Origin of the sequence: Spirosoma rhododendri (assembly GCF_012849055.1) — a bacterium.
Classification (GTDB): domain Bacteria; phylum Bacteroidota; class Bacteroidia; order Cytophagales; family Spirosomataceae; genus Spirosoma; species Spirosoma rhododendri.
In genome coordinates this window covers 273,729-293,856 of record NZ_CP051677.1, presented here as the reverse complement: position 1 = coordinate 293,856, position 20,128 = coordinate 273,729, and the positions used below count along the sequence as shown (strand labels likewise).

Annotated in this window: 18 protein-coding genes; 8 read left to right on the top strand and 10 right to left on the bottom strand. The window is 55.5% G+C overall.

What is annotated here, in order from left to right:
• Positions 1-94: 94 nt before the first annotated feature.
• Positions 95-1,825 (bottom strand): DUF885 family protein, encoded by a 1,731-nt coding sequence (locus tag HH216_RS01175; RefSeq protein WP_169549126.1) that lies wholly within the window; start codon positions 1,823-1,825, stop codon positions 95-97.
• Between HH216_RS01175 and HH216_RS01170 the strand changes: the two genes are divergently transcribed.
• From HH216_RS01170 to HH216_RS01160, 3 genes are read left to right on the top strand one after another with little or no spacing between them, the layout of a single operon-like run.
• The gene (locus tag HH216_RS01170) at positions 1,824-2,702 is read left to right on the top strand and encodes an SDR family NAD(P)-dependent oxidoreductase (RefSeq protein WP_169549125.1); all 879 of its coding nucleotides are present in this window, start codon (positions 1,824-1,826) and stop codon (positions 2,700-2,702) included. The genes HH216_RS01175 and HH216_RS01170 overlap by 2 nt on opposite strands.
• Before the next feature lies 1 nt (position 2,703).
• A complete protein-coding gene (locus tag HH216_RS01165; RefSeq protein ID WP_169549124.1) occupies positions 2,704-3,222 on the top strand; it encodes a GNAT family N-acetyltransferase in 519 nt (172 codons plus the stop codon).
• A 32-nt stretch (positions 3,223-3,254) separates the two neighbouring features.
• The gene (locus HH216_RS01160; RefSeq protein ID WP_169549123.1) at positions 3,255-3,677 is read left to right on the top strand and encodes a hypothetical protein; all 423 of its coding nucleotides are present in this window, start codon (positions 3,255-3,257) and stop codon (positions 3,675-3,677) included.
• Positions 3,678-3,764: 87 nt separating this feature from the next.
• Here the strand turns inward: HH216_RS01160 and HH216_RS01155 are convergent, their stop codons facing one another.
• Positions 3,765-4,091, bottom strand: coding sequence for a HesB/IscA family protein (locus HH216_RS01155; RefSeq protein ID WP_106136848.1), 327 nt, complete (start codon positions 4,089-4,091; stop codon positions 3,765-3,767).
• A gap of 79 nt (positions 4,092-4,170) precedes the next feature.
• Here HH216_RS01155 and mce point away from each other — a divergent pair, with 79 nt between their 5' ends.
• The 4 genes from mce (at position 4,171) to HH216_RS01135 (ending at position 10,147) form a co-directional block, all read left to right on the top strand.
• Positions 4,171-4,578 carry a methylmalonyl-CoA epimerase gene (gene mce / locus HH216_RS01150; protein ID WP_169549122.1) on the top strand — a complete coding sequence of 136 codons (408 nt, stop codon included), beginning with the start codon at positions 4,171-4,173 and terminating at the stop codon, positions 4,576-4,578.
• Positions 4,579-4,768: 190 nt separating this feature from the next.
• The gene (locus HH216_RS01145) at positions 4,769-7,546 is read left to right on the top strand and encodes a 2-oxoglutarate dehydrogenase E1 component (RefSeq protein ID WP_169549121.1); all 2,778 of its coding nucleotides are present in this window, start codon (positions 4,769-4,771) and stop codon (positions 7,544-7,546) included.
• A gap of 91 nt (positions 7,547-7,637) precedes the next feature.
• Positions 7,638-9,245, top strand: coding sequence for a 2-oxoglutarate dehydrogenase complex dihydrolipoyllysine-residue succinyltransferase (odhB, locus tag HH216_RS01140; protein WP_169553220.1), 1,608 nt, complete (start codon positions 7,638-7,640; stop codon positions 9,243-9,245).
• Positions 9,246-9,379: 134 nt separating this feature from the next.
• The gene (locus tag HH216_RS01135; RefSeq protein WP_169549120.1) at positions 9,380-10,147 is read left to right on the top strand and encodes an alpha/beta fold hydrolase; all 768 of its coding nucleotides are present in this window, start codon (positions 9,380-9,382) and stop codon (positions 10,145-10,147) included.
• A 68-nt stretch (positions 10,148-10,215) separates the two neighbouring features.
• Here HH216_RS01135 and HH216_RS26835 read toward each other — a convergent pair whose 3' ends face one another.
• From HH216_RS26835 to eno, 6 genes are all read right to left on the bottom strand, one after another.
• Entirely contained in the window at positions 10,216-10,548 is a 333-nt protein-coding gene (locus HH216_RS26835; RefSeq protein WP_169549119.1) for a XisI protein, read from the bottom strand.
• A complete protein-coding gene (locus HH216_RS01125) occupies positions 10,536-10,922 on the bottom strand; it encodes an element excision factor XisH family protein (protein ID WP_217371886.1) in 387 nt (128 codons plus the stop codon). The genes HH216_RS26835 and HH216_RS01125 overlap by 13 nt, the downstream gene beginning before the upstream one ends.
• Before the next feature lie 35 nt (positions 10,923-10,957).
• Positions 10,958-12,535 (bottom strand): 2,3-bisphosphoglycerate-independent phosphoglycerate mutase, encoded by a 1,578-nt coding sequence (gene gpmI, locus HH216_RS01120; protein WP_169549117.1) that lies wholly within the window; start codon positions 12,533-12,535, stop codon positions 10,958-10,960.
• An 85-nt stretch (positions 12,536-12,620) separates the two neighbouring features.
• Positions 12,621-13,100, bottom strand: a complete 480-nt coding sequence (locus HH216_RS01115; RefSeq protein WP_169549116.1) for a low molecular weight protein-tyrosine-phosphatase — start codon at positions 13,098-13,100, stop codon at positions 12,621-12,623.
• A 66-nt stretch (positions 13,101-13,166) separates the two neighbouring features.
• A complete protein-coding gene (locus tag HH216_RS01110) occupies positions 13,167-13,478 on the bottom strand; it encodes an FtsB family cell division protein (protein WP_169549115.1) in 312 nt (103 codons plus the stop codon).
• Between the two features lie 93 nt (positions 13,479-13,571).
• A complete protein-coding gene (gene eno / locus HH216_RS01105; RefSeq protein WP_169549114.1) occupies positions 13,572-14,852 on the bottom strand; it encodes a phosphopyruvate hydratase in 1,281 nt (426 codons plus the stop codon).
• A gap of 244 nt (positions 14,853-15,096) precedes the next feature.
• Between eno and HH216_RS01100 the strand changes: the two genes are divergently transcribed.
• Positions 15,097-17,058 carry a M1 family metallopeptidase gene (locus HH216_RS01100; RefSeq protein WP_169549113.1) on the top strand — a complete coding sequence of 654 codons (1,962 nt, stop codon included), beginning with the start codon at positions 15,097-15,099 and terminating at the stop codon, positions 17,056-17,058.
• Positions 17,059-17,354: 296 nt separating this feature from the next.
• On the opposite strand, the gene HH216_RS01095 is transcribed toward HH216_RS01100, so the two are convergent.
• Positions 17,355-17,555, bottom strand: a complete 201-nt coding sequence (locus HH216_RS01095; RefSeq protein WP_169549112.1) for a hypothetical protein — start codon at positions 17,553-17,555, stop codon at positions 17,355-17,357.
• Between the two features lie 592 nt (positions 17,556-18,147).
• Complete coding sequence (locus HH216_RS01090; RefSeq protein WP_169549111.1) at positions 18,148-20,112, bottom strand: response regulator; 1,965 nt, start codon at positions 20,110-20,112, stop codon at positions 18,148-18,150.
• Positions 20,113-20,128 lie beyond the last annotated feature (16 nt).

Genomic DNA, 20,128 nt, shown 5'->3' with positions numbered 1-20,128 from the left:
CAGCAGATACGAAATGACCCTTCAGATTTTGTGGCCGCAAGGTCACACGTGTTGATAGAGTGCTACTGGATAAGCCCGGCTCCTTGGCCGGGTTTTATTTTTTCGGGCCATTCAGATCATAGAACCGCCAGCTCGTCTTGAAATCCCGGCGCAGCGGCTGATCAATCAGAATGGCGCGGATCATCTCGACGGGCAGCGCGTTCATCCGCATGATCGTGTCGTGAAATTGCTTGTTGGTCATTTTGCCACTACCGACGAGTTCTTTCTGCAAGGCGTAGAACTGAAATCCACCCGTCATGTAGGCCAGCTGGTACAGCGGAGGATAGCCGCCCACAAACGACCGGCGCACCTCGCCCTCAGCGTTGGCCCGCTCGAAACCTACCCGGTCGACCAGAAAGTCGATGCACTGCTGGGGTGACCACTGCCCGAGGTGATAGTTGAGCGAGAAAATAATGCGGGCGCAGCGGTGCATCCGCCAGAACAGCATCCCGATCCGGTCTTCGGGCGATTGCGGAAAGCCTTTGTCCCACAGCAGCATTTCCCAGTACAGCGACCACCCTTCGACCCAGAACGGTGTGTCGAAATTGCGGTAGGTCTTGTATCGGTTGTTCATGAAAAACTCCAGATGGTGCCCCGCGATGAGTTCGTGATGCACCGTCGAGCGGGAGAAATGGGGGTTGTTGCCGCGCATACTCATCAGCTTGTCGGCTTCGCTCATGCTGCCCGTGGGGTAGGAGATAATGATCTCTTCACCACCCAGAAAAAACGGATTGACCCGCTGCCGTTCGGGCGACATCATACTCATGCGCCACGTTTCTTCGGCCACCGGCGGAATGGTGATGAGGTCGTTCTTTTTCAGAAAATCAATCGATTCGTTGTAGAGCCGTAGAATCAGTTCGGGCTGGTGGCCGGGCGCGACATAGCTGTTTTTGACTTTCTCCTGTGCGGCTTTCCAGTTGTCGCCGAAACCCATCTCGCGCGACGCTTTTAGCAACTCCCGGTCACACCAGGCAAATTCACGGTTGGCAATCTGAATCAGCTCGTCGGGCGAGTAGGGGATGAGTTCGTACTGAAGCTGCCGCACCAGTTCGTCGCGCCCGACGGCCGTACCGACGATACCGCTGCTGTCGGTTTTGGCTCCCGAACTACGCTTCGCCCGCCGACCAAACAGAGCGGCATAATTGGCCAGCAAACTGTCGGCCCGTTGGTACGGCTGCGGTACCCACCACGTAAACTGCGGATCATATTCGTTGTAAAAATTGAACACCGATTCGAGGGCCGTTTTCAGCCCAACTGCCGTCCGGTTCGCGCGACGCGCAATGGCCGGATCAATCGGCCCTAGTTTCTCGACCTGCCGATGAGCGGCTTCAACCTGCGCCGATAGGGCTGTCAGGTCGGCGGCTACCTGCCGGGCGTCGAGAACCTTACCGCGTCGCCGTTCTTTTTCGAGCGTATACAACGTACCGGCAAAGGAAAACCACGGCTGAATCTGCTTCATCTCGGCTTCTTCCTGTTCCAGTTTGGTCAGGTCGTTGCGGAGGTTGCGCTGAAATAGTAAGTAATCGACCCGGCTGTCAGTGTTCATCTGGTCGAACGGCAACGCCTGTAACTGAGCCAGGTAATCGGTTCGTAGCTTCTTGAACCGCTCCCGACGTTCGGGCGAGTTTTCGATCACATAGAACCGATTCAGGCTACCCCGGTCGGCGTCAAATTGCACCATGAGCGGATGCACGGCGCTGGTTTCGTAGCTGATTGAGGGGGCAGGTTGTGCAGAAAGTGAACCGGCGGCAAACAGGAGAGCAAAACAGGTAGTCGTAAAACGCATGCAGGAAAGGGTTGCCAGGAGTATGAATCCTGTTGGGAGTAGACAGGCAATTTCGTTTCTTGCGCGCAAAGTTCCAGACGGGTCAACCAAACAAATGTGGTTAACAGATAAAAAAATCGTAGTTATTGGCGGTACAACGGGCATGGGGCTGGCAGCAGCACAGTCGTTTGTGGCCGAAGGGGCGCAGGTCGTAGTCGTTGGCCGCAACCCCGAAAACGGTGCCAAAGCCGAACAACAATTGAGTGGCAACGGTCTCGCTATGTCGGGCGACGCGGCCGATCCGCAAACGGCCCCCAAAGCAATAGGGCTGTGTCAGCAGATTTTCGGTGGCTTCGACGGACTCTATCACGTGGCCGGAGGCAGCGGTCGGCGGTTTGGCGATGGCCCCCTGCACGAACTAACCCTCGACGGTTGGCAGTATACGATGAACACCAACCTGACGGCCATGATGCTGTCGAATCAGGCGGCTGTGCGGGCCTTTCGCGCGCAGGAATCGGGTGGTACCATTCTGAACATGGGCTCGGTGCTGGGGCAATCACCATCACCGGCTTATTTCGCGACCCATGCCTATGCTGCTGCTAAGTCGGCCGTGATCGGCTTTTCGCGGTCGGTCGCATCGTACTACGCCAGTCAGAATATCCGGGTCAACGTGCTGGTGCCGTCGCTGGTCGAAACACCCATGTCGCAGCGGGCCGTCAACGACGATAAGATCATGGCGTTCATCCCGTCGAAACAACCACTTGATGGGGGACGCATCGGCCATCCCAACGATTTGTCTGGTGCAGCGGTCTACTTCATGTCCGATCAATCGCGCTTCACCACCGGGCAGGTGCTAACCATCGACGGGGGCTGGAGTGTGAGCGAAGGACAGTACTGATTTGTCAACCCGTTGCCATGCTGACTACCCCCGCCTGACGCTGCGCCCGCTGACGCTACCCGAACTACGGCTGCACATCGCCGATAGCTACCGGCTGGAGCAGGCGTTGCACCTGAGAACCGGCCCCCGCGTTGTGACGGAGCCGCTGCTGAGCATTATTCGGGGATATACCATCCCGCGCCTGCTCGACCCCCGCTTCGATCCGCTCTTCCACACGATCTGGGTCGCGATTGATGACGAGCGGCAGCAGATCGTAGCTGAAGCTAAATTCAAGGGGGAGCCCGACGAAACGGGTACGGTGGAGATTGGCTACGGCACCTACCCGTCCCGGCAGCGGCAGGGCTACATGACCGAAATGGTCGGTGGTCTGGTCGATTGGGTGCTGCAACAGCCGGGTGTGCTGCGGGTTACGGCCGATACCAATGTGGAAAATGTAGCGTCGCAGCGGGTGCTGGAAAAAAACGATTTTCACCTCTTCGACCGTTTTGAGAATATGCTGTGGTGGGAATATCCGGGCTGAACAGGTACATTGCGTGATCTCATAAAAACAGTATGAAACTCAACGCAAAAACTAGTCTTGCCTTCCTGCTGGTAGGCTGTTTCTCATGTGATATCTCAAATCCGCTTGGGCTGGATAGGTACGGGGATATGGGAACGTTCGATTCAAAGTTCGACGCGCAAAACGCAACGCTCAACCACATAGCAGGCCGGTTTAATCGACTACCTTCCGACGACTTCTACCGGGTGATGTATTCGTTCCGCGACAGTGACCCAGCGCAGGGAAACCGACACGCAATCTGGTACCATAAAACTGAACAACGCTTGGGCGTTGAAGTAGACGTAAACAGTGGCATGACTTGTACTTGGTACGAGGTAGATAGGGTAAAATTAGAGGAGATCGTAAAAACTGGAAAGGGTATAGCGGGTGTCGATTCGCTGGCCAAATCAGTGTATGATAATAAGCATTGCCGCTAGCTAGATCGCCCCGTAGAAAACAAAAAAACACCGTTGTCAGCGGTGTTTTTTCTGTCTCAAACAGCAAGACGCTATTTGACAGTCACTCTATACCGCGAAGCTTTCGCCACAGCCGCAGGTACGGCTCGCGTTGGGATTCTTGAATTGGAAACCTTTGCCGTTGAGGCCGTCGGAGAAGTCGAGTTCGGTACCGGCCAGATAAAGCAGGCTCTTCCGGTCGACCAGAATTTTGATGCCCTTGTCTTCGACGACGTGGTCAGTAGGCTGCTGCGCTGTGTCGAATTGCAGGTCGTACATCAGGCCCGAACAGCCACCACCCTGCACAGCTACCCGAATCGAATAATTGTCGGTATAGCCTTCTTTCTGGCGCAGTTCGATAATCTTGTCTTTTGCTATGTCTGAAACCGTAACCATGGTTGATTGTGCGTCTGCCGACGGCGAATTAGTCGTTACTTCCTTAACTTACCCCCAATCAGAAAAGTTCTTACCCGCTATGCTTACCAACATCGAACATATAGGCATCGCCGTTCGCGACCTGGCGCAGGCCAACGACCTGTTCGCCCGACTGCTCAATGTGCCGCCCTACAAGCAGGAAACCGTCGAATCGGAAGGTGTGACGACCTCCTTTTTTCGCATCAACCAGACCAAGCTTGAACTGCTTGAAGCCGCCAATCCCGACAGCGCAATTGCACGTTTTCTGGAAAAGCGGGGCGAGGGTGTTCACCATATTGCGGTTGAAGTCGATGATATTCAGGCGGAAATGGAACGGCTGAAAAGCGAAGGATTTACCCTGCTCAGCGATCAGCCAAAGCCCGGTGCCGACAATAAGCTGGTGTGCTTTCTGCACCCCAAAACCACCAACGGCGTCCTGATTGAACTGTGTCAGGAAAAACACAGCTGACGTCTGGAATTTCACGTCAGGCGGGAGTCGGAGCGGCCCCATTGAAATCTCAACTAAACGGTACCCAATGGCGTTATGCCTGTAAGCGCGCCGACAGCGGTATTTTATAGGATAAAAACCATAAATTTTGCGGTTAAGTATCTGAACGATACGCTACCTTTGCCCCTCAAAACAACGACGCGCCACCGTCATGGATCAGTACTCATATATCGCCAATTCTGATGTAGCCTATATCGATCAGCTATATCAGTCTTACAAAAAAGACCCTCAGTCGGTCGATGAAAGCTGGCAACAGTTTTTCAAGGGATTCGACTTCTCTTCGACCTACACCGATAAACCCAACGGGAACGGAAAAACCAACGGTGCCGCCGTCAATGGCGTTGCCTCGAACGGCGCGGCAACAGCGGCAAAACCCGTCGATGCGACCCACGCCGAGAAAGAGGTATCAGTGGCTAGTCTGATCAAAGCCTACCGCTCGCGGGGGCACCTGCTGGCAAAAACAAACCCGCTGAAAGAGCGCAAAGACCGGCAGCCCCGCGTCGACCTGCCCGACTACGCCCTGTCGGACGCCGACCTCGACACCGTATTTGAGTCGGGTAAGCTGCTTGGTATCGGACCCGCCACGCTTCGCACGATCATGGAATCGCTGCGTAAGATTTACGCGGGCAACATCGGTTTCGAGTACATGTACATCCGCGAGATGGACGTGAAAAACTGGCTGCGTAACAAGATCGAGAAAGAAGCGCTGGAGTTCAGCCCGTCGCTCGATGAGAAAAAGCGCATCCTGGAAAAGCTGAACGAAGCCACCGTTTTCGAAAACTTCCTGGCCACGAAATACCTAGGGCAGAAGCGATTCTCGCTCGAAGGCGGTGAGTCGACCATTCCCGCGCTCGATACGATCATCAGTCAGGCGGCCGAACTGGGTGTCGAAGAAGTGATGATCGGGATGGCACACCGGGGACGGCTCAACGTGCTGTCGAACATCATGGGTAAGTCCTACGAAGCTATCTTCGACGGCTTTGAAGGTAACGTTCCGCAGCACGCGTACGGCGATGGCGATGTAAAATATCACCTCGGCTATTCGAGTCTGCTGCATACCCCGGCCGGTAAGGAGATTAGCGTGAAACTGGCCCCTAACCCGTCGCACCTGGAAACCGTCGACCCGGTGGTTGAGGGCTTCGTGCGGGCGCAGGCCGATGAAGAATACAACGGCGACTTCACCCGGATTATGCCAATTCTGATTCACGGCGACGCAGCCGTGGCGGGGCAGGGTATCGTCTATGAAGTGACGCAGATGGCCAAACTGCCCGGCTACACAACCGGCGGTACAGTTCACTTCGTTATAAACAACCAGGTTGGCTTCACCACTGACTTCGACGACGCCCGTTCGTCGATCTACTGCTCGGACGTTGCCAAAATCATCGATGCACCGATTTTTCACGTCAACGGCGACGATCCGGAAGCGGTAATTTTCTGCGCCAAACTGGCCGTTGAATTCCGCGAGAAATTCAAGCGTGACGTGTTTATCGACATGGTCTGCTACCGACGCTACGGACACAATGAGTCCGACGAGCCGAAGTTCACGCAGCCGACGATGTACGGCATCATCGACAAGCACGACAACCCCCGCGAACTCTACAACAAAACACTGATCGAGCGTGGCGATGTGGATGCCGAACTGGCGAAGGGTATGGACACCGAGTTCAAGAAGCAGCTTCAGGAGCGGCTCGACAAGGTGAAGCAGAAAGCCGAGATTCCGTACAAACCGCTGCGGCTCGACCTCGACTGGGCCGAACTGCGCTACTCCGAACCCGAAGACTTTGAGAAGTCGCCGGAGACGGGCGTACCTGCCGAAACGCTCGAAACCATCGGCAAAGCCCTGACATCGGTGCCGCAAGGATTCAAGCCGCTGAAGCAGATCGACAAGCTGCTGAAAGACCGGCAGGCCATGCTGACCGACAGCAAGATGGTAAACTGGGGTACGGCCGAACTGCTTGCCTATGGGTCGCTGCTGCTGGAAAACAAGCCGGTCCGTCTGAGCGGGCAGGATGTGCAGAGGGGGACGTTCTCGCACCGCCACGCCGTACTGCACGACGCCGAAACAAACGAAACATACTCGTCGCTCGACCATATCGCCGAGGGACAGACGAAGCTACAGATTTACAACTCGCTGCTGTCGGAATACGGCGTGCTGGGTTTTGAATACGGTTACGCGATGGCTAACCCCCACGCGCTGGTGATCTGGGAAGCTCAGTTCGGCGATTTCTCGAACGGCGCGCAGATCATCATCGACCAGTTTATTTCGGCCGCTGAGTCGAAATGGGGTATTCAGAATGGTCTGACCATGCTGTTGCCGCACGGCTACGAAGGGCAGGGACCGGAGCACTCCAACGCCCGCCCGGAGCGGTATCTGCAACTGTACGCGGAATACAACATGGTCGTGGCCAACATCACGACCCCGGCCAACCTGTTCCACGTCATGCGTCGGCAACTGACGTGGGCGTTCCGTAAGCCACTGGTGATTATGTCGCCGAAGTCGCTGCTGCGCCACCCGAAAGTGGTTTCGCCATTGGAAGACCTAACCAACGGTTCATTCCAGGAAGTGCTGGGCGACAGCTACGTCGATGCCAAGAAGGTGAAGCGGGTGCTGCTTTGCACGGGTAAGGTGTACTACGATCTGCTCGAAAAGCAGCAGGCCGATCAGCGCGACGATGTAGCGATCATCCGGCTGGAGCAACTAGCTCCGCTGCCTAAAACGCAGATCGACGCTGAACTGGCAAAATACACCGACGCGCAGGTATTCTGGGTACAGGAAGAACCTGAAAATATGGGTTACTGGACCTACCTGCTTCGTGTAGGCATGGTCCTTCCGATCATTGGCCGGAAAGCGTCGGCATCACCCGCCAGTGGGTATCCGAAAGTACACAGTCAGGAACAGGCCGATATCGTTCGGCGTGCATTTGAATAAATGAGTTTGAGGTTTTTCGTTTAAGGGTTTAAGTTGCCTCCCGGCAGCACAAACCATGAACTACATACCACAAACTACAAACCCGGAAATAATGGCCGTTGAGATGAAAATCCCCCCCGTTGGGGAATCGATTACCGAAGTAACCGTTGGTACCTGGTACAAAAAAGAAGGCGACACGGTGAAGATGGACGAAGTGATTTGCGGATTAGAATCTGACAAAGCCACCTTCGAACTGAATGCTGAAGCCGATGGCGTACTGCACATTCTGGCGCAGGAAGGCGATGTGTTGCCTATTGGTGCCAGCATTTGCAGCATCGACGGCAACGGCAGCGCACCAGCCGCTGCCCCCGCAGCACCGGCCGCCCAGAAAGAAGAGCCTGCTCCAGCTCCCAAAGCGGAGGCTGCTCCGGCCCCGGCGGCAGAAGCTGCTCCCGCTGCTTCGTCGGCAGGTCAGGTAATCGAAATGAAAGTTCCCGCTGTTGGTGAGTCGGTTACGGAAGTGACCATCGCGTCGTGGAGCAAGAAAGACGGCGATCAGGTCGCGCTGGACGAAGTGCTGTGCGAACTGGAATCCGATAAAGCCACCTTTGAATTACCCGCTGAAGCGGCCGGTACGCTCCGTATCGTGGCTGAAGCCGGTGCTACATTGCCCATCGGTGCCTTGATTGCTAAAATTGAAACGAGTGCTGGTGCGGCCAAACCCGCTGCGGCACCGTCGCCTGAACCTGGTCGCCCAGCGGCCGAACCGGCGCAGCAGGCTGCATCGAACGGACAAAATGGCTACGCGGCCAACCATCCGTCGCCAGCAGCGGCCAAGATTCTGGACGAGAAAGGCGTAACAGCACAGGCCGTTCAGGGTAGTGGCGTTGGCGGACGCATCACCAAAGAAGATGCGATGAAAGCATCGCCTGCACCTGCTGAAGCCCCTGCTGCCAAGCCCGCAGCACCAGCTAAACCAGCTGCCCCCGCCCCGCAGGCGGCACCAGCCCCGGCCGGATCGCGTAATCAGCGCACCGAGCGGATGACGTCGCTGCGTCGGACCATCGCCCGCCGACTGGTGTCGGTGAAAAACGAAACGGCCATGCTGACGACCTTCAACGAGGTCGACATGAAGCCGGTGATGGATCTGCGCAACAAGTACAAAGACAAGTTCAAAGAGAAGCATGGCGTTGGGCTTGGCTTCATGTCGTTCTTCGCTAAAGCCGTTTGTGCCGCGCTGAAAGATTTCCCGGCGGTGAACGCCCAGATCGACGGCGACAACATCGTGTTCAACGATTTCTGTGATATCTCCATCGCCGTTTCGACGGAACGGGGACTGGTTGTTCCGGTCATTCGGAACGCTGAGCAGATGAGCTTTGCCGGCATCGAAAAGGAAATTGTCCGGTTGGCTGGTCTGGCCCGCGACAACAAACTGACCATCGATCAGATGACTGGTGGTACGTTTACAATCACCAACGGTGGTACATTCGGGTCGATGCTGTCGACGCCGATTATCAACGCGCCACAGTCGGCAATTCTCGGTATGCACAACATCGTTGAGCGGCCAGTGGTGGTGAACGGTGAGATCGTTGTTCGGCCGATTATGTACCTGGCCCTGTCGTACGATCACCGCATCATCGACGGTAAAGAGTCGGTTAGCTTCCTGGTGCGAGTCAAGCAGATCCTCGAAGATCCCGCCCGGCTGCTGCTGGAGATGTAAGACAATAATTACCCGTACAAAAAAGCGTCTAAGTCAGACGCTTTTTTGTTTTTAACAAATGGTAAAAAATACGCCGTTCTAAACCTGGTATTTAGCTGTGGAATTAGTGACAAACACACTCGCAGTTAAAACCTATGAACAAGAAGATTTTTGTTTCGCTAGCCCTGACACTGCTGTCTTTCGCATGGGCGAATGGTCAGGCTCCGGCTCGTACTGCCAATGGAAAACCGACCGTTGTTTTTGTACACGGATTATGGGCCGATGGCTCGTCGTGGAGTAAAGTAATCGCGCCCTTGCTCGCCAGTGGCTATCCGGTTATCTCCGTGCAGAACCCAACGACATCGCTGGAAGACGACGTGGCTGCGACGAAGCGGGCCATTGCGCGGGCTGAAGGCGACGTTGTACTGGTTGGTCATTCGTGGGGTGGCTTCGTGATTTCCGAAGCGGGCAACGACCCGAAAGTGAAGGCGCTGGTCTACGTAGCGGCCCTGATGCCCGACAACGGGGAAACAATTCCATCGCTTAGCGCGAAGGCTGCGGCCACGAAACTGGGAACGTTCCTGAAACCGGCTGATGGCTTTCTTACCCTGTCGAAAGAAGGTGTTATGCAGGCATTCGCGGGCGACGTAAGCAAGGCCGAGCAGGAGTTGATTTTCGCGACGCAGCCACCCGCTTCGGAATCTGTGTTCAAGGCCGAAGCCAGCAACGTAGCCTGGAAGCAGAAACCAAGCTGGTACATCGTGGCTACCAAAGACGGTGCTATCAACCCTGATCTGGAGCGGATGATGGCGAAACGGGGTAATGCAAAAACCACTGAAATCAGCGCCAGCCACGTACCGATGGTATCGAAGCCAGCCGAAGTGCTCAAGGTAGTAAAAGAAGCCGCCGACAGCGTGAAGTAAGAGTTATCCGAAGCGTTGAAAAAACAAACCCCGGCCATCTGACCGGGGTTTGTCGTTTTTTGGGTAGCTTAAGAAACTGCGTAGCCTGTATGCTGGCGGAGATGTTCCGGGTGGAAGCCTAGCACGATAGCCTGTTTTGGTATTCCCGCTGCAACGAGTGCGTCTGTAACCGACCGATCTGTGTTATCTTCCTGCACCCAGACTTTTTCATCGATTATGTCAATTCGAATGATGGGCTGAACAATGTGTTTTAATCCATCCCATCCCATACTGACTAGCATGTATCGATCACGGTCTGAATCGAATACGACGTCGTCCCGTACCGGCTGACCAACTGAATACGACGCATACTCAGTCAACTGATGGCGGATTAACTGACGGTAGTGGCTCACGGTATCCATTGAATAATCGTTTCGTCTTCTTCATCAAAAATAAGTAAACTGATAGAGAATGTATCCCGTACCAGTTCACCGAATTCGTTCTGAAATAGATTCACGTAAGCACGCTGCGGTATGGCCAAGTATATCGGTCGGTCAGGCTGTTGTAGGGCCAGTATACGTTTATACAACGCATACTGGCCTGCGGCACTTTCCATATCAGCAACGGGCGATACGCTCAGGAAACTTTTGATTTCAACCGCAATCTTATAGTCCTCGCGTTCGGCTCCAATCGTATCATTCTGCGCGCCTAAGTCAACATAAAGTTTTCGGTCACCAAACTTCAGATAAAGCGGGTCATCGGTAATCCGCCAACCATCTTTTTCCAAGGCTTTCACGACTAAGCTATGATAGAGATCCCGCGCGGACATGACTATCCTTTGATCAGGCTCACGCCCGTCATGATCGGTGGTTGCGGTACGCCGAGCAGTTGCAGCACCGTGGGGGCGATATCGGCGAGTTTACCATCGTTCAGGGCGGGGTGGTAGTCGTTGTCGACCAGGATGCACGGCACGAGGTTGGTCGTGTGGGCGGTGTTGGGCGACCCGTCTTCGTTGAGCATAAACTCGGCGTTACCGTGGTCAGCGATGATGATCGTGGTATAGCCGTGGGCTAACGCAGCTTCCGTAACGGCTTTCGCGCAGGCATCGGCAGTTTCGGCGGCCTTCACAACGGCCTCAAACACACCCGTATGGCCCACCATATCCGTATTGGCGAAGTTCAGGCAAACGAAATCCGTTTCTGCGTTTTCCAGCTCGGGAATAATCTTGTCGCGGATGTCGAAGGCCGACATCTCGGGTTTCTGATCGTAGGTTTTGATGGGAATTACTACCTGTTCGCCCTGCTCATTAACGACGGTCATCTCTTTCGGCGACGGAGCCAACAGGCGTTTCTCACCCGTAAACGGCTCTTCGCGGCCGCCCGAAAAGAAGAACGTTACGTGCGGGTATTTCTCCGTTTCGGCAATGCGAATCTGCGTTTTACCCGCTCCGGCCAATACCTCGCCCAGCGTATTTTCCAGGTTGTCTTTCTCGAAAATGACCTTTACGCCCACAAATTCGTCGTCGTATTTGGTCATTGTGATGTAGTTCAGGTCCAGCTTGTGCATGCCCTGGTCCGGAAAATCTTTCTGCGTCAGGGCCTGCGTAATTTCGCGGCCCCGGTCGGTGCGGAAGTTGAAGCACAGCACTACGTCACCCTCCTCGATTACGGCCACGGGCGAACCGGTCGGCTGTGATACGATCAGCGGCTTGATGAATTCGTCGGTTACGTCGGCGTCGTACGAAGCCTGTAGCGCACTGATGACGCCGTCCGGCGAAATAGGCTGACCGATGCCCTTCACCATCGCGTCATACGCCACTTTTACCCGTTCCCAGCGATTGTCGCGGTCCATCGCGTAGTAGCGTCCAACCACGCTGGCGATCTGACCGGTGGTCTGGGCCATGTGCTGCTGTAAGTCCGAGATGTAGTCAACACCGCCTTTGGGGTCGGTGTCGCGGCCGTCGGTGAAGGCGTGAACGAATACGTCGGTCAGCTGATGCGCGTGCGCAATCGACAGTAGCCCTTTCAGGTGGTCGGTATGGGCGTGAACACCCCCGTCAGACACCAGCCCGATGAAGTGTACTTTTTTGCCGTTGGCTTTGGCGAAGTTGAGTGCGTCGACCAGAATCGGCTCATTATCAAGCGTGTGCTCGTCGACGGCTTTGTTGATTTTTACCAGGTCCTGATACACGATGCGACCCGCACCGAGGTTCATGTGACCAACTTCGGAGTTGCCCATCTGCCCAACTGGTAAGCCAACCGCCAGTCCGGACGCTTCAAGCGTGCTGTGCGGGTATTTACCGTAGAGCGAGTTGATGAAGGGCGTATGAGCCGCTTCGATGGCCGACACCGCCGGGTTGATCGGAATCCCCCAGCCGTCGAGAATAATCAGAATGACTTTTTTGTTCATGTTGGTCAATGATTGAATGATAGAGTGATGGAGTGATTGAATGATTGGTGCGCCAGCCTGGTCAATCATTCAATCACTCCATCATTCAATCTTTTGTCAAGTACGCTAGTAACTGTTTGCAGCACCGCTCGACGATCTGGTAGACGTCTTCGAACGCGTCGGGGCCTTCGTAATAGGGATCGGGAACGCTGGGCTGATCGCTGACAGCCGGATCGAATTCACGGAGCAGAAAGATGGTATCCGTCGTGTGCAGACCTGTGCTACGGGAGTTCAGTTTCTCAATAGCATCGAGGTTCAGTTCGTCCATTGCCACGAAATAATCAAACGAAGCGAGGTCGTCGCCGGTCATGCGCCGGGCGCGGTGGGTAAGGGTCAAGCCATGTTCGAGGGCGTTCTGGCGGGTGCGCAGGTCGGGTAGCTGACCAATGTGGTAGGCCGACGTACCCGCCGAATCGCATTCGATCTGACCAGCCAGTCCATTTTCGTCGATAAGCTTACGAAAGACGCCCTCCGCAATGGGCGACCGGCAGATATTGCCCAGACAAACGAATAAAACGCGTATCATCAGCAAACCGGGTGGGTAGATGCACGACACCGACCGTAGCGGTCGACGTGTGGCGGGAAACCCCGCTTATTTTTCAAGGGGTTCATTCAGGGAATCGACCACCACGAAAACGTCTTCGGTGGGCTTCTTCATCAGATACTTCTCGCGGGCGTATTTCTCCCGCAGCCGATCGCTGCCCAGTACTTCGTGCTGGTCAGCGCGAATGGTATCGATCTGCGTCGAATAATAATCGATTTCCCGCTGTAATTCGGTCAGTTTGGCCAGGTTACGAAACTGAGCGATAAAATTGTTGGCGTCGAAAAACGTCATCCAGACCAGCAGCGCCAGCGCCGTAGCTACGTAAAAATTTCGGAAAAACGGCGGAATTTTCTGGAGCATGGCCGGGGGCGGGTTCAAGGTTTAGAGTTTAACGTTTAAGGTTGCTGCTTGCGTAACAACCTTAAACGTTAAACCACAAACGTTAAACTAAACTTACATCTTCAGACCGGGGAAGTAAGCGGTTTCGCCCAGTTCTTCCTCGATGCGGAGCAGTTGGTTATACTTCGCCATTCGGTCGGAGCGCGACGCCGAACCCGTTTTGATCTGACCTGTGTTCAGAGCAACGGCCAAATCAGCGATGGTAGCGTCTTCGGTTTCACCCGAGCGGTGCGACATGATGTTTTTGTAGCTGCTGCGCTTCGCAAGGTTCACCGTATCGATGGTTTCGGTCAGCGAACCGATCTGGTTTACCTTGATCAGAATGGCGTTGGCAATACCCTTGTCGATACCTTCCTGAAGGCGCGTGACGTTGGTTACGAACAGGTCGTCGCCAACGAGTTGCGTTTTCGTGCCCTTCAGCTCGTCGGTGTGCAGCTTCCAGCCATTCCAGTCGTCTTCGGCCATGCCGTCTTCGATCGATAGAATCGGATATTTGGTCGCCCACTCTTTCCAGTAACCCGCCATTTCCGGCGAGGTCAGCTTGTCGCCGGTCGATTTTTTGAAGTGGTACATTCCGCTGTCAGCGTCGTAGAACTCCGAGCTGGCCGCGTCCATCGCGATCCAGACGTCTTCGCCGGGCCGGTAACCGGCTTTCTCGATAGCTTGCAGGATTGTCTGGATGGCTTCTTCGTTCGACTTGATGTTGGGGGCAAAACCACCTTCATCGCCGACGTTAGTTGCCAGACCCATGCCTTTCAGTACTTTTTTCAGGGTATGGAAAATTTCCGTACCCCACCGCAGGGCTTCCGAGAAGCTGGGTGCGTTGGCAGGCATAACCATGAACTCCTGAAAATCAATCGAGTTGTCGGCGTGCGAACCCCCGTTGAGGATGTTCATCATCGGAACGGGCAGCGTGTTGGCGTTAACACCACCGATGTAGCGGTACAGGGGCAGACCAGCTTCCTGCGCAGCGGCTTTGGCAACGGCCAGCGAAACGCCCAGAATGGCGTTGGCGCCCAGCCGACCTTTATTGGGCGTGCCGTCCAGATCCAGCATGATTTTGTCGATCAGGCTCTGATCGAACGCCGAGATACCAACAAGCTCAGGAAAAATCAGTTCGTTGACATTCGATACCGCTTTTAGTACGCCTTTGCCGACGTATACCTTCGGATCGTCGTCGCGCAGTTCGACGGCTTCGTGCGTACCGGTCGATGCGCCCGATGGCACGGCGGCACGGCCCAGAAAGCCGTTTTCGGTGCGAACGTCTACTTCAACCGTGGGGTTGCCGCGCGAATCCAGAATCTGGCGGGCATGAATGCTTTGGATTGTACTCATTGTAACGAAATAAGAAGGGTTAACAACGAAAAAGCTAATTTTTTCAGCCTTGATTGCCAGAACTGTAGCCGATCTGGCGAAGCCGGGGCAAAGTAACAAAATACAGGGCAAAAGTGCAGACTAAGGTTTGGCGAAAAGCACAGCGGGCCGGTAGACGTTGCAAAACAGGGGCGTTTGCCGATATTTGGTGTAGCCTGAACGGTGTAGCCTGGACATTCTGATCCGGTCTGCACAACCCCTCCCTATGCGTCGACTGTCTATTCTTCTGCTACTCATCAGTTTGTTTGGTCAGGTGATGGCTAAACCGGCGGTTCCGATTTTCTCCAAACCGCTGAGCCCCCGGCTGGCAAACTACCAGATCGACGTGTCGCTCGATACGAAGACGCGCAAACTGACCGGGCGCGAAACGCTGACATGGCGAAATCCGTCGAACGCGCCGGTAAACGAACTGCGGTTTCATCTGTACCTCAACGCCTTTCGTAACGAGAAGTCGACGTTTATGCGCGAATCGGGGGGGCAGTTGCGGGGCGATCAGATCGAGCGGAACGGGGCTGAGAATCCGTATGGATCGATTGATGTAACGTCGATGAAAACGGCGGCCGGGGAAGCATTGGCGTATGAATTTATCCAGCCTGACGATAGTAACACCAACGACCGGACGGTGATTCGAGTGTCGCTCTCTAAACCCGTTGGACCGGGACAAACGATCAGCTTACGCATCGACTTCCAGGCTAAGCTCCCCAAAATCTTCGCCCGAACGGGCTACAGCCGCGACTATTACCTGGTTGGGCAGTGGTTCCCCAAAATCGGGGTATACGAACCGGCTGGTACGCGCTATGCCAAGACGAACCAATGGAATTGCCATCAGTTTCATGCCGACTCCGAATTTTACGCCGATTACGGGGTATATGACGTCAACATCACTGCACCGAAGGAGTACTGGGTAAGCGCAACGGGCTTGTTTGTCGGCGAAAAAATGCTGACCAATAACCGCAAAAGGGTGCAGTATCATGCCGAAGACGTAGTCGATTTTGCCTGGACGGCGTCGCCCCATTTTCAGGTCGTCAACGACAAGTGGCTCCGGCCCGATGGCGACTCGGTCAGTATCGAGCTGCTGATGCAGCCGGAGCATCTGTCGCAGGCTAGGCGCCACCTCGACGCGGTGAAAGCGGCCATGACCTACTTCGACAAACACGTGGGCCGGTACCCCTTTCCCAATCTGACCATCGTTGACCCGCCAACCCACGCAAGTGGATCGGGCGGGATGGAATACCCCACATTTATCACGGCCGGAACGAGTTGGGGAACTCCCGCCGGGCTGCGGATACCGGAGGTTGTAACGGTGCATGAATTTGGTCATCAGTATTTTATGCAGCTGCTGGCCAGCAACGAAGCCGAAGAAGCGTGGCTCGACGAGGGCTTCAACCAGTATTTCGAGGGTCGGATTATGGACGAAGCCTACGGGCCGAAAACGTCAGTAGTCGATTGGCTGGGCTTCCGTATGGGTGACCTCGAACTGTCGCGGGATCAGTATGCACACCAGAAGAATCCGGCCGTTGGTTCATCGTTTGGCAACACATGGCAGCTCCCCGCCGGGCAATATGGCGTGCTGACCTACATGAAAACGGCTACCTGGATGCGGACGCTGGAGGGGCTGGTTGGCCGGAGGGTGATGGATGAAATTATCCAGACGTACTTCAACCGCTGGCAGTTTCGGCATCCCAACGCGCAGAGTTTTATCGATATCGTCAACGAAATCGTTCCGAAGCGGCTGGGGCAAAAATACGGTGCTGATATGAACTGGTTTTTCGCGCAGGCGCTCTACGGCGATCAGGTAGTTGACTACCAATTGCAGTCGATACGCAACCGGACCCGGGCAGGGAGTCCCGTTGGGGAAGTAACTGTATTACGAAATTTTGATGGGCAGATGCCGGTGGAGGTACTGATACGGCTCGACGGTGGTACCGACGACAGGCCCCGGGAACAGCGGCTGGTTTGGGATGGCAAAGCCCGGCAGCACACGTTTACCGTGCCCGGCCGGGTCGTGTGGGCGCAGGTCGATCCCGCCCGGAAGGTGTTTATGGATATTGATTTTAACAACAACAGCCTGACCCTATCGCCCTCAACGGCTCCGGAGGCCAAGATCGCTGCGCGTTTTCTGTTTTGGGTCGAGAACTGGATGCAGTGGCTGGTGTGGCTGGCCTGAGTCAGCGTGTATGACGCTAGCTAATGTTGTGCAGTTGGCTGGCGATAGTCTTGCTGATACAGCAGCCACACTATAGGCACGTACCAGACAGGGTGAATAGGTACAATACAAATAGCAACTAATCGAAACAGACTCCCGCGTCCGTCAGTAACGCATTGCGCTACTGACGGATAAACTGACTCGACCGGGTTGGTCGGTGCGGGGCTGGGGAGCGAGGAAGGGTCGAAAAGAGACCGAGATGTTTATCAGGTGGATAGCAGGAACGATACTTAGTAAACTATGGAAGAAGCGAAAAGCTACTGAACAAGGGGCGCTGACGAGGAACCGGAGCCGCGTAGGTTAGGCTGATAGGTACCACCCGACTGATAATTAGATAATTGGGGGGCGGCAGTCAGGGACGGGTCGGTGTGCGTTGTTGTCGAAATGCTGCTATGCTCGTACTGCCAGTAAGCCAGCACTAGCCCAGTTACGACAACGCAAATCAGAACGGTTTTCATAGCGGTCGCGGGGTTAGTTAGCTACCGTTATGTAAGTCGACTGAACTGACGCGGCCGCAATTTCGGTTTCGGGGCCACAACTGGGCAGGCCAGTCATCGTGATCGTATTGGCAGTTAGCGGGGGTTGACGTAGGGAGTTTTTCATTTTTCTGCTGTTTTCAGTGACTGGTTAGTTATAGATCGTTTACTCGCGGAGCACATGACAAAGGTCAGGGTTGCGGGGCGGGCGGGCGTTTGGTTTTGCGTCAGCTTGTTTTGCTAATCGGACAACTTCGGCAACCAACCAGAAAAAGTGCGTTAATGCGGCAGGTCATGTATCAGCGAGCCGTCTGTACCGAGCGACTGGGTTGTCCCCGACAGCTTCCCCGCTGTCGGAGCCGCGACAGCGGCTAACAGAGCTTCGGTCATTCAGCCTGACGGCTCCGACAGCTGGGAAGCTGTCGGGGACAACGTAATCGACCAATTCAGCCATACGGCAAGCGAGTTAGCTTACGTTTGGTTTTGCGCCAGCTTGTTTTGCCTATTGGGCAATCGAGGGCGTCGTCGGTGCAAAAAAGCGGACGAGCTGGTGGGAAGGAAGTTTGCTCCGCGCTTAGCGGGTGGCCAGAAAGTCGGACGGGGTGCGGCCGTACACGTCTTTGAATGCCGTGGTGAAATTGGCGGGGTGCTCGAAACCAACCATATACGCAGTTTCGGAAACGGGATGACCCGCCCGCAGCAGATCGGTGGCCCGCCGGAGCCGGTAGGTGCGAATCAGGTGCGCCGGACTTTCGCCCGCCAGCGTCGTCAGCTTACGGGTCAGCGTACGAATACTCATCGAGACTTCTTCGGCCAGTGCTTCGGCCCGGAACGTCGAGTCGTCGAGGTGGGCTTCAACAATCGCGTACAGTTTCTGCAAAAACACATCCTGCACCGATGGTTCCGGCGGTAGGGCCGGGGCGGGCATAGGCGAGCTGAACTGCCGTTGGTAATAGTCGCGCAGGGTTTGCTGCCGTTGCAGAATGTTGTGCAGCCGTAGATGCAATTCCCGCAGGTCAAACGGCTTGGTTAGGTAATCGTCGGCCCCGCCCAACAGACCCGTCAGTCGGTCTTGCCGGGTAGCGCGGGCCGTCAGCAGAATAACGGCGATGTGGTCGGTGGTGGGGTCGGTCTTTAGCTGACGAGTCAGTTCGAGGCCGTCCATTTCCGGCATCATCAGATCGGTCACGACAAGGTCGGGCAACTCCTGCCGGGCCAGTTCCAACCCGATGCGTCCGTTTGTCGCCGTCAGTACGCGGTACGACTCGGTCAGGGCGTCGGCCGTGAACGCCAGCAGATCGGCGTTATCTTCCACCAGCAGCAGCAGGGGGCGATTGTCGGTCGTGCCGTCGGCTGGAATGTCGATGGACTGAGCGGATAGCGGCAACGGCCGGGTCGACGGTAGCGGCTGCGCGGTAGACCCGGTCTGCCCATCGGCCGGGCTGACGGGTAGGTCGACGGTAAAGGTGGTGCCCGTAGGCGCGTCGATTCGGCTGTGGACCCGAATCTGCCCGTCGAGCCGGGCGATGAGTTCGCTGACGAGCGCCAGTCCGATCCCGGTTCCTTCGTAATTCCGGATCGATGAGGATTCGATCTGGTAGAATCGGTCGAAGATATGGGGCAGGTAGTTAGCCGCGATACCGATTCCCGTGTCTTGTACGATTAGTTGAATACCAGTCGCTGTTGGCGACAGTGCCACATTTACCTGCCCCCCCGCTCCGGTAAATTTCAGGGCGTTGGAAAGCAGATTAGCCATTATTTTTTCCCACTTGTCGGCGTCGAACCGGCCCGCATAGGTGGGTGTGTCGGTTGAAAAGCGCAGGTCGATGTCGCGTTGTTCGGCCAAGGGGGAGAATGTGTCAACGACCTGCCTGGTGTACAGCACCGCGTCGCCCCCGGTTTCGATGACGGGCAGGCTACCCGCTTCGAGTTTGGCGAGGTCGAGCAACTGGTTGATCAGGTTCTGGAGCTGCCGGGCATTGCGCTGCACAACCGTCAGTTGCCGACGTACCGGTTGAGCGAGCGGTTCCTGGCAGAGCAGCGTATCGAGCGGAGCCAGAATGAGCGAAAGCGGGGTGCGAAACTCGTGGGTGATGTTATCGAAAAAACGGGCTTTGAGTGCAGCCACGGCCTTTTCCCGGATTGAGTCGCGCAGTTGACTCACGTGCCGGGCCGTTTTTTCGATGGTCAGTTCAAGGTCCTGGAAATTGATTGGCTTGGTAACGAAGTCGAAGGCCCCCCGATTCATAGCTGCCCGAATATTGCCCAGGTCGCCGTAGGCCGACACCATGACGGCCCGGCTGTTGGGCAACCGCTCCCCGATTTCAGCCAGCAGCGTCAGCCCATCCATGTCGGGCATGTTGATGTCCAGCAGCAGCACGTCGGGGTCGTTGGTGTCGCTGATCGAGGCCAGAGCCGCCCGCCCACTGCCCGCAAAGGCAAACTGGTAGTCGCCCGCCTGTATTTTACGGCGGAAGCGTTGCAACATCAGTGATTCGATGTGCGGCTCATCATCAACAACCAGAATGCGGGTAGGCATGAAATTGAACTCAGTA

What these genes read in the sequence shown, in the direction of transcription:
- HH216_RS01170 (WP_169549125.1), top strand. Translation starts at nt 1,824, where the DNA reads ATGCAGGAAAGGGTTGCCAGGAGTATGAATCCTGTTGGGAGTAGACAG.
- HH216_RS01175 (WP_169549126.1), bottom strand. Translation starts at nt 1,825, where the DNA reads ATGCGTTTTACGACTACCTGTTTTGCTCTCCTGTTTGCCGCCGGTTCA.
- HH216_RS01160 (WP_169549123.1), top strand. Translation starts at nt 3,255, where the DNA reads ATGAAACTCAACGCAAAAACTAGTCTTGCCTTCCTGCTGGTAGGCTGT.
- HH216_RS01155 (WP_106136848.1), bottom strand. Translation starts at nt 4,091, where the DNA reads ATGGTTACGGTTTCAGACATAGCAAAAGACAAGATTATCGAACTGCGC.
- mce (WP_169549122.1), top strand. Translation starts at nt 4,171, where the DNA reads ATGCTTACCAACATCGAACATATAGGCATCGCCGTTCGCGACCTGGCG.
- HH216_RS01145 (WP_169549121.1), top strand. Translation starts at nt 4,769, where the DNA reads ATGGATCAGTACTCATATATCGCCAATTCTGATGTAGCCTATATCGAT.
- odhB (WP_169553220.1), top strand. Translation starts at nt 7,638, where the DNA reads ATGGCCGTTGAGATGAAAATCCCCCCCGTTGGGGAATCGATTACCGAA.
- HH216_RS01135 (WP_169549120.1), top strand. Translation starts at nt 9,380, where the DNA reads ATGAACAAGAAGATTTTTGTTTCGCTAGCCCTGACACTGCTGTCTTTC.
- HH216_RS26835 (WP_169549119.1), bottom strand. Translation starts at nt 10,548, where the DNA reads ATGGATACCGTGAGCCACTACCGTCAGTTAATCCGCCATCAGTTGACT.
- gpmI (WP_169549117.1), bottom strand. Translation starts at nt 12,535, where the DNA reads ATGAACAAAAAAGTCATTCTGATTATTCTCGACGGCTGGGGGATTCCG.
- HH216_RS01115 (WP_169549116.1), bottom strand. Translation starts at nt 13,100, where the DNA reads ATGATACGCGTTTTATTCGTTTGTCTGGGCAATATCTGCCGGTCGCCC.
- HH216_RS01110 (WP_169549115.1), bottom strand. Translation starts at nt 13,478, where the DNA reads ATGCTCCAGAAAATTCCGCCGTTTTTCCGAAATTTTTACGTAGCTACG.
- eno (WP_169549114.1), bottom strand. Translation starts at nt 14,852, where the DNA reads ATGAGTACAATCCAAAGCATTCATGCCCGCCAGATTCTGGATTCGCGC.
- HH216_RS01100 (WP_169549113.1), top strand. Translation starts at nt 15,097, where the DNA reads ATGCGTCGACTGTCTATTCTTCTGCTACTCATCAGTTTGTTTGGTCAG.
- HH216_RS01095 (WP_169549112.1), bottom strand. Translation starts at nt 17,555, where the DNA reads ATGAAAACCGTTCTGATTTGCGTTGTCGTAACTGGGCTAGTGCTGGCT.
- HH216_RS01090 (WP_169549111.1), bottom strand. Translation starts at nt 20,112, where the DNA reads ATGCCTACCCGCATTCTGGTTGTTGATGATGAGCCGCACATCGAATCA.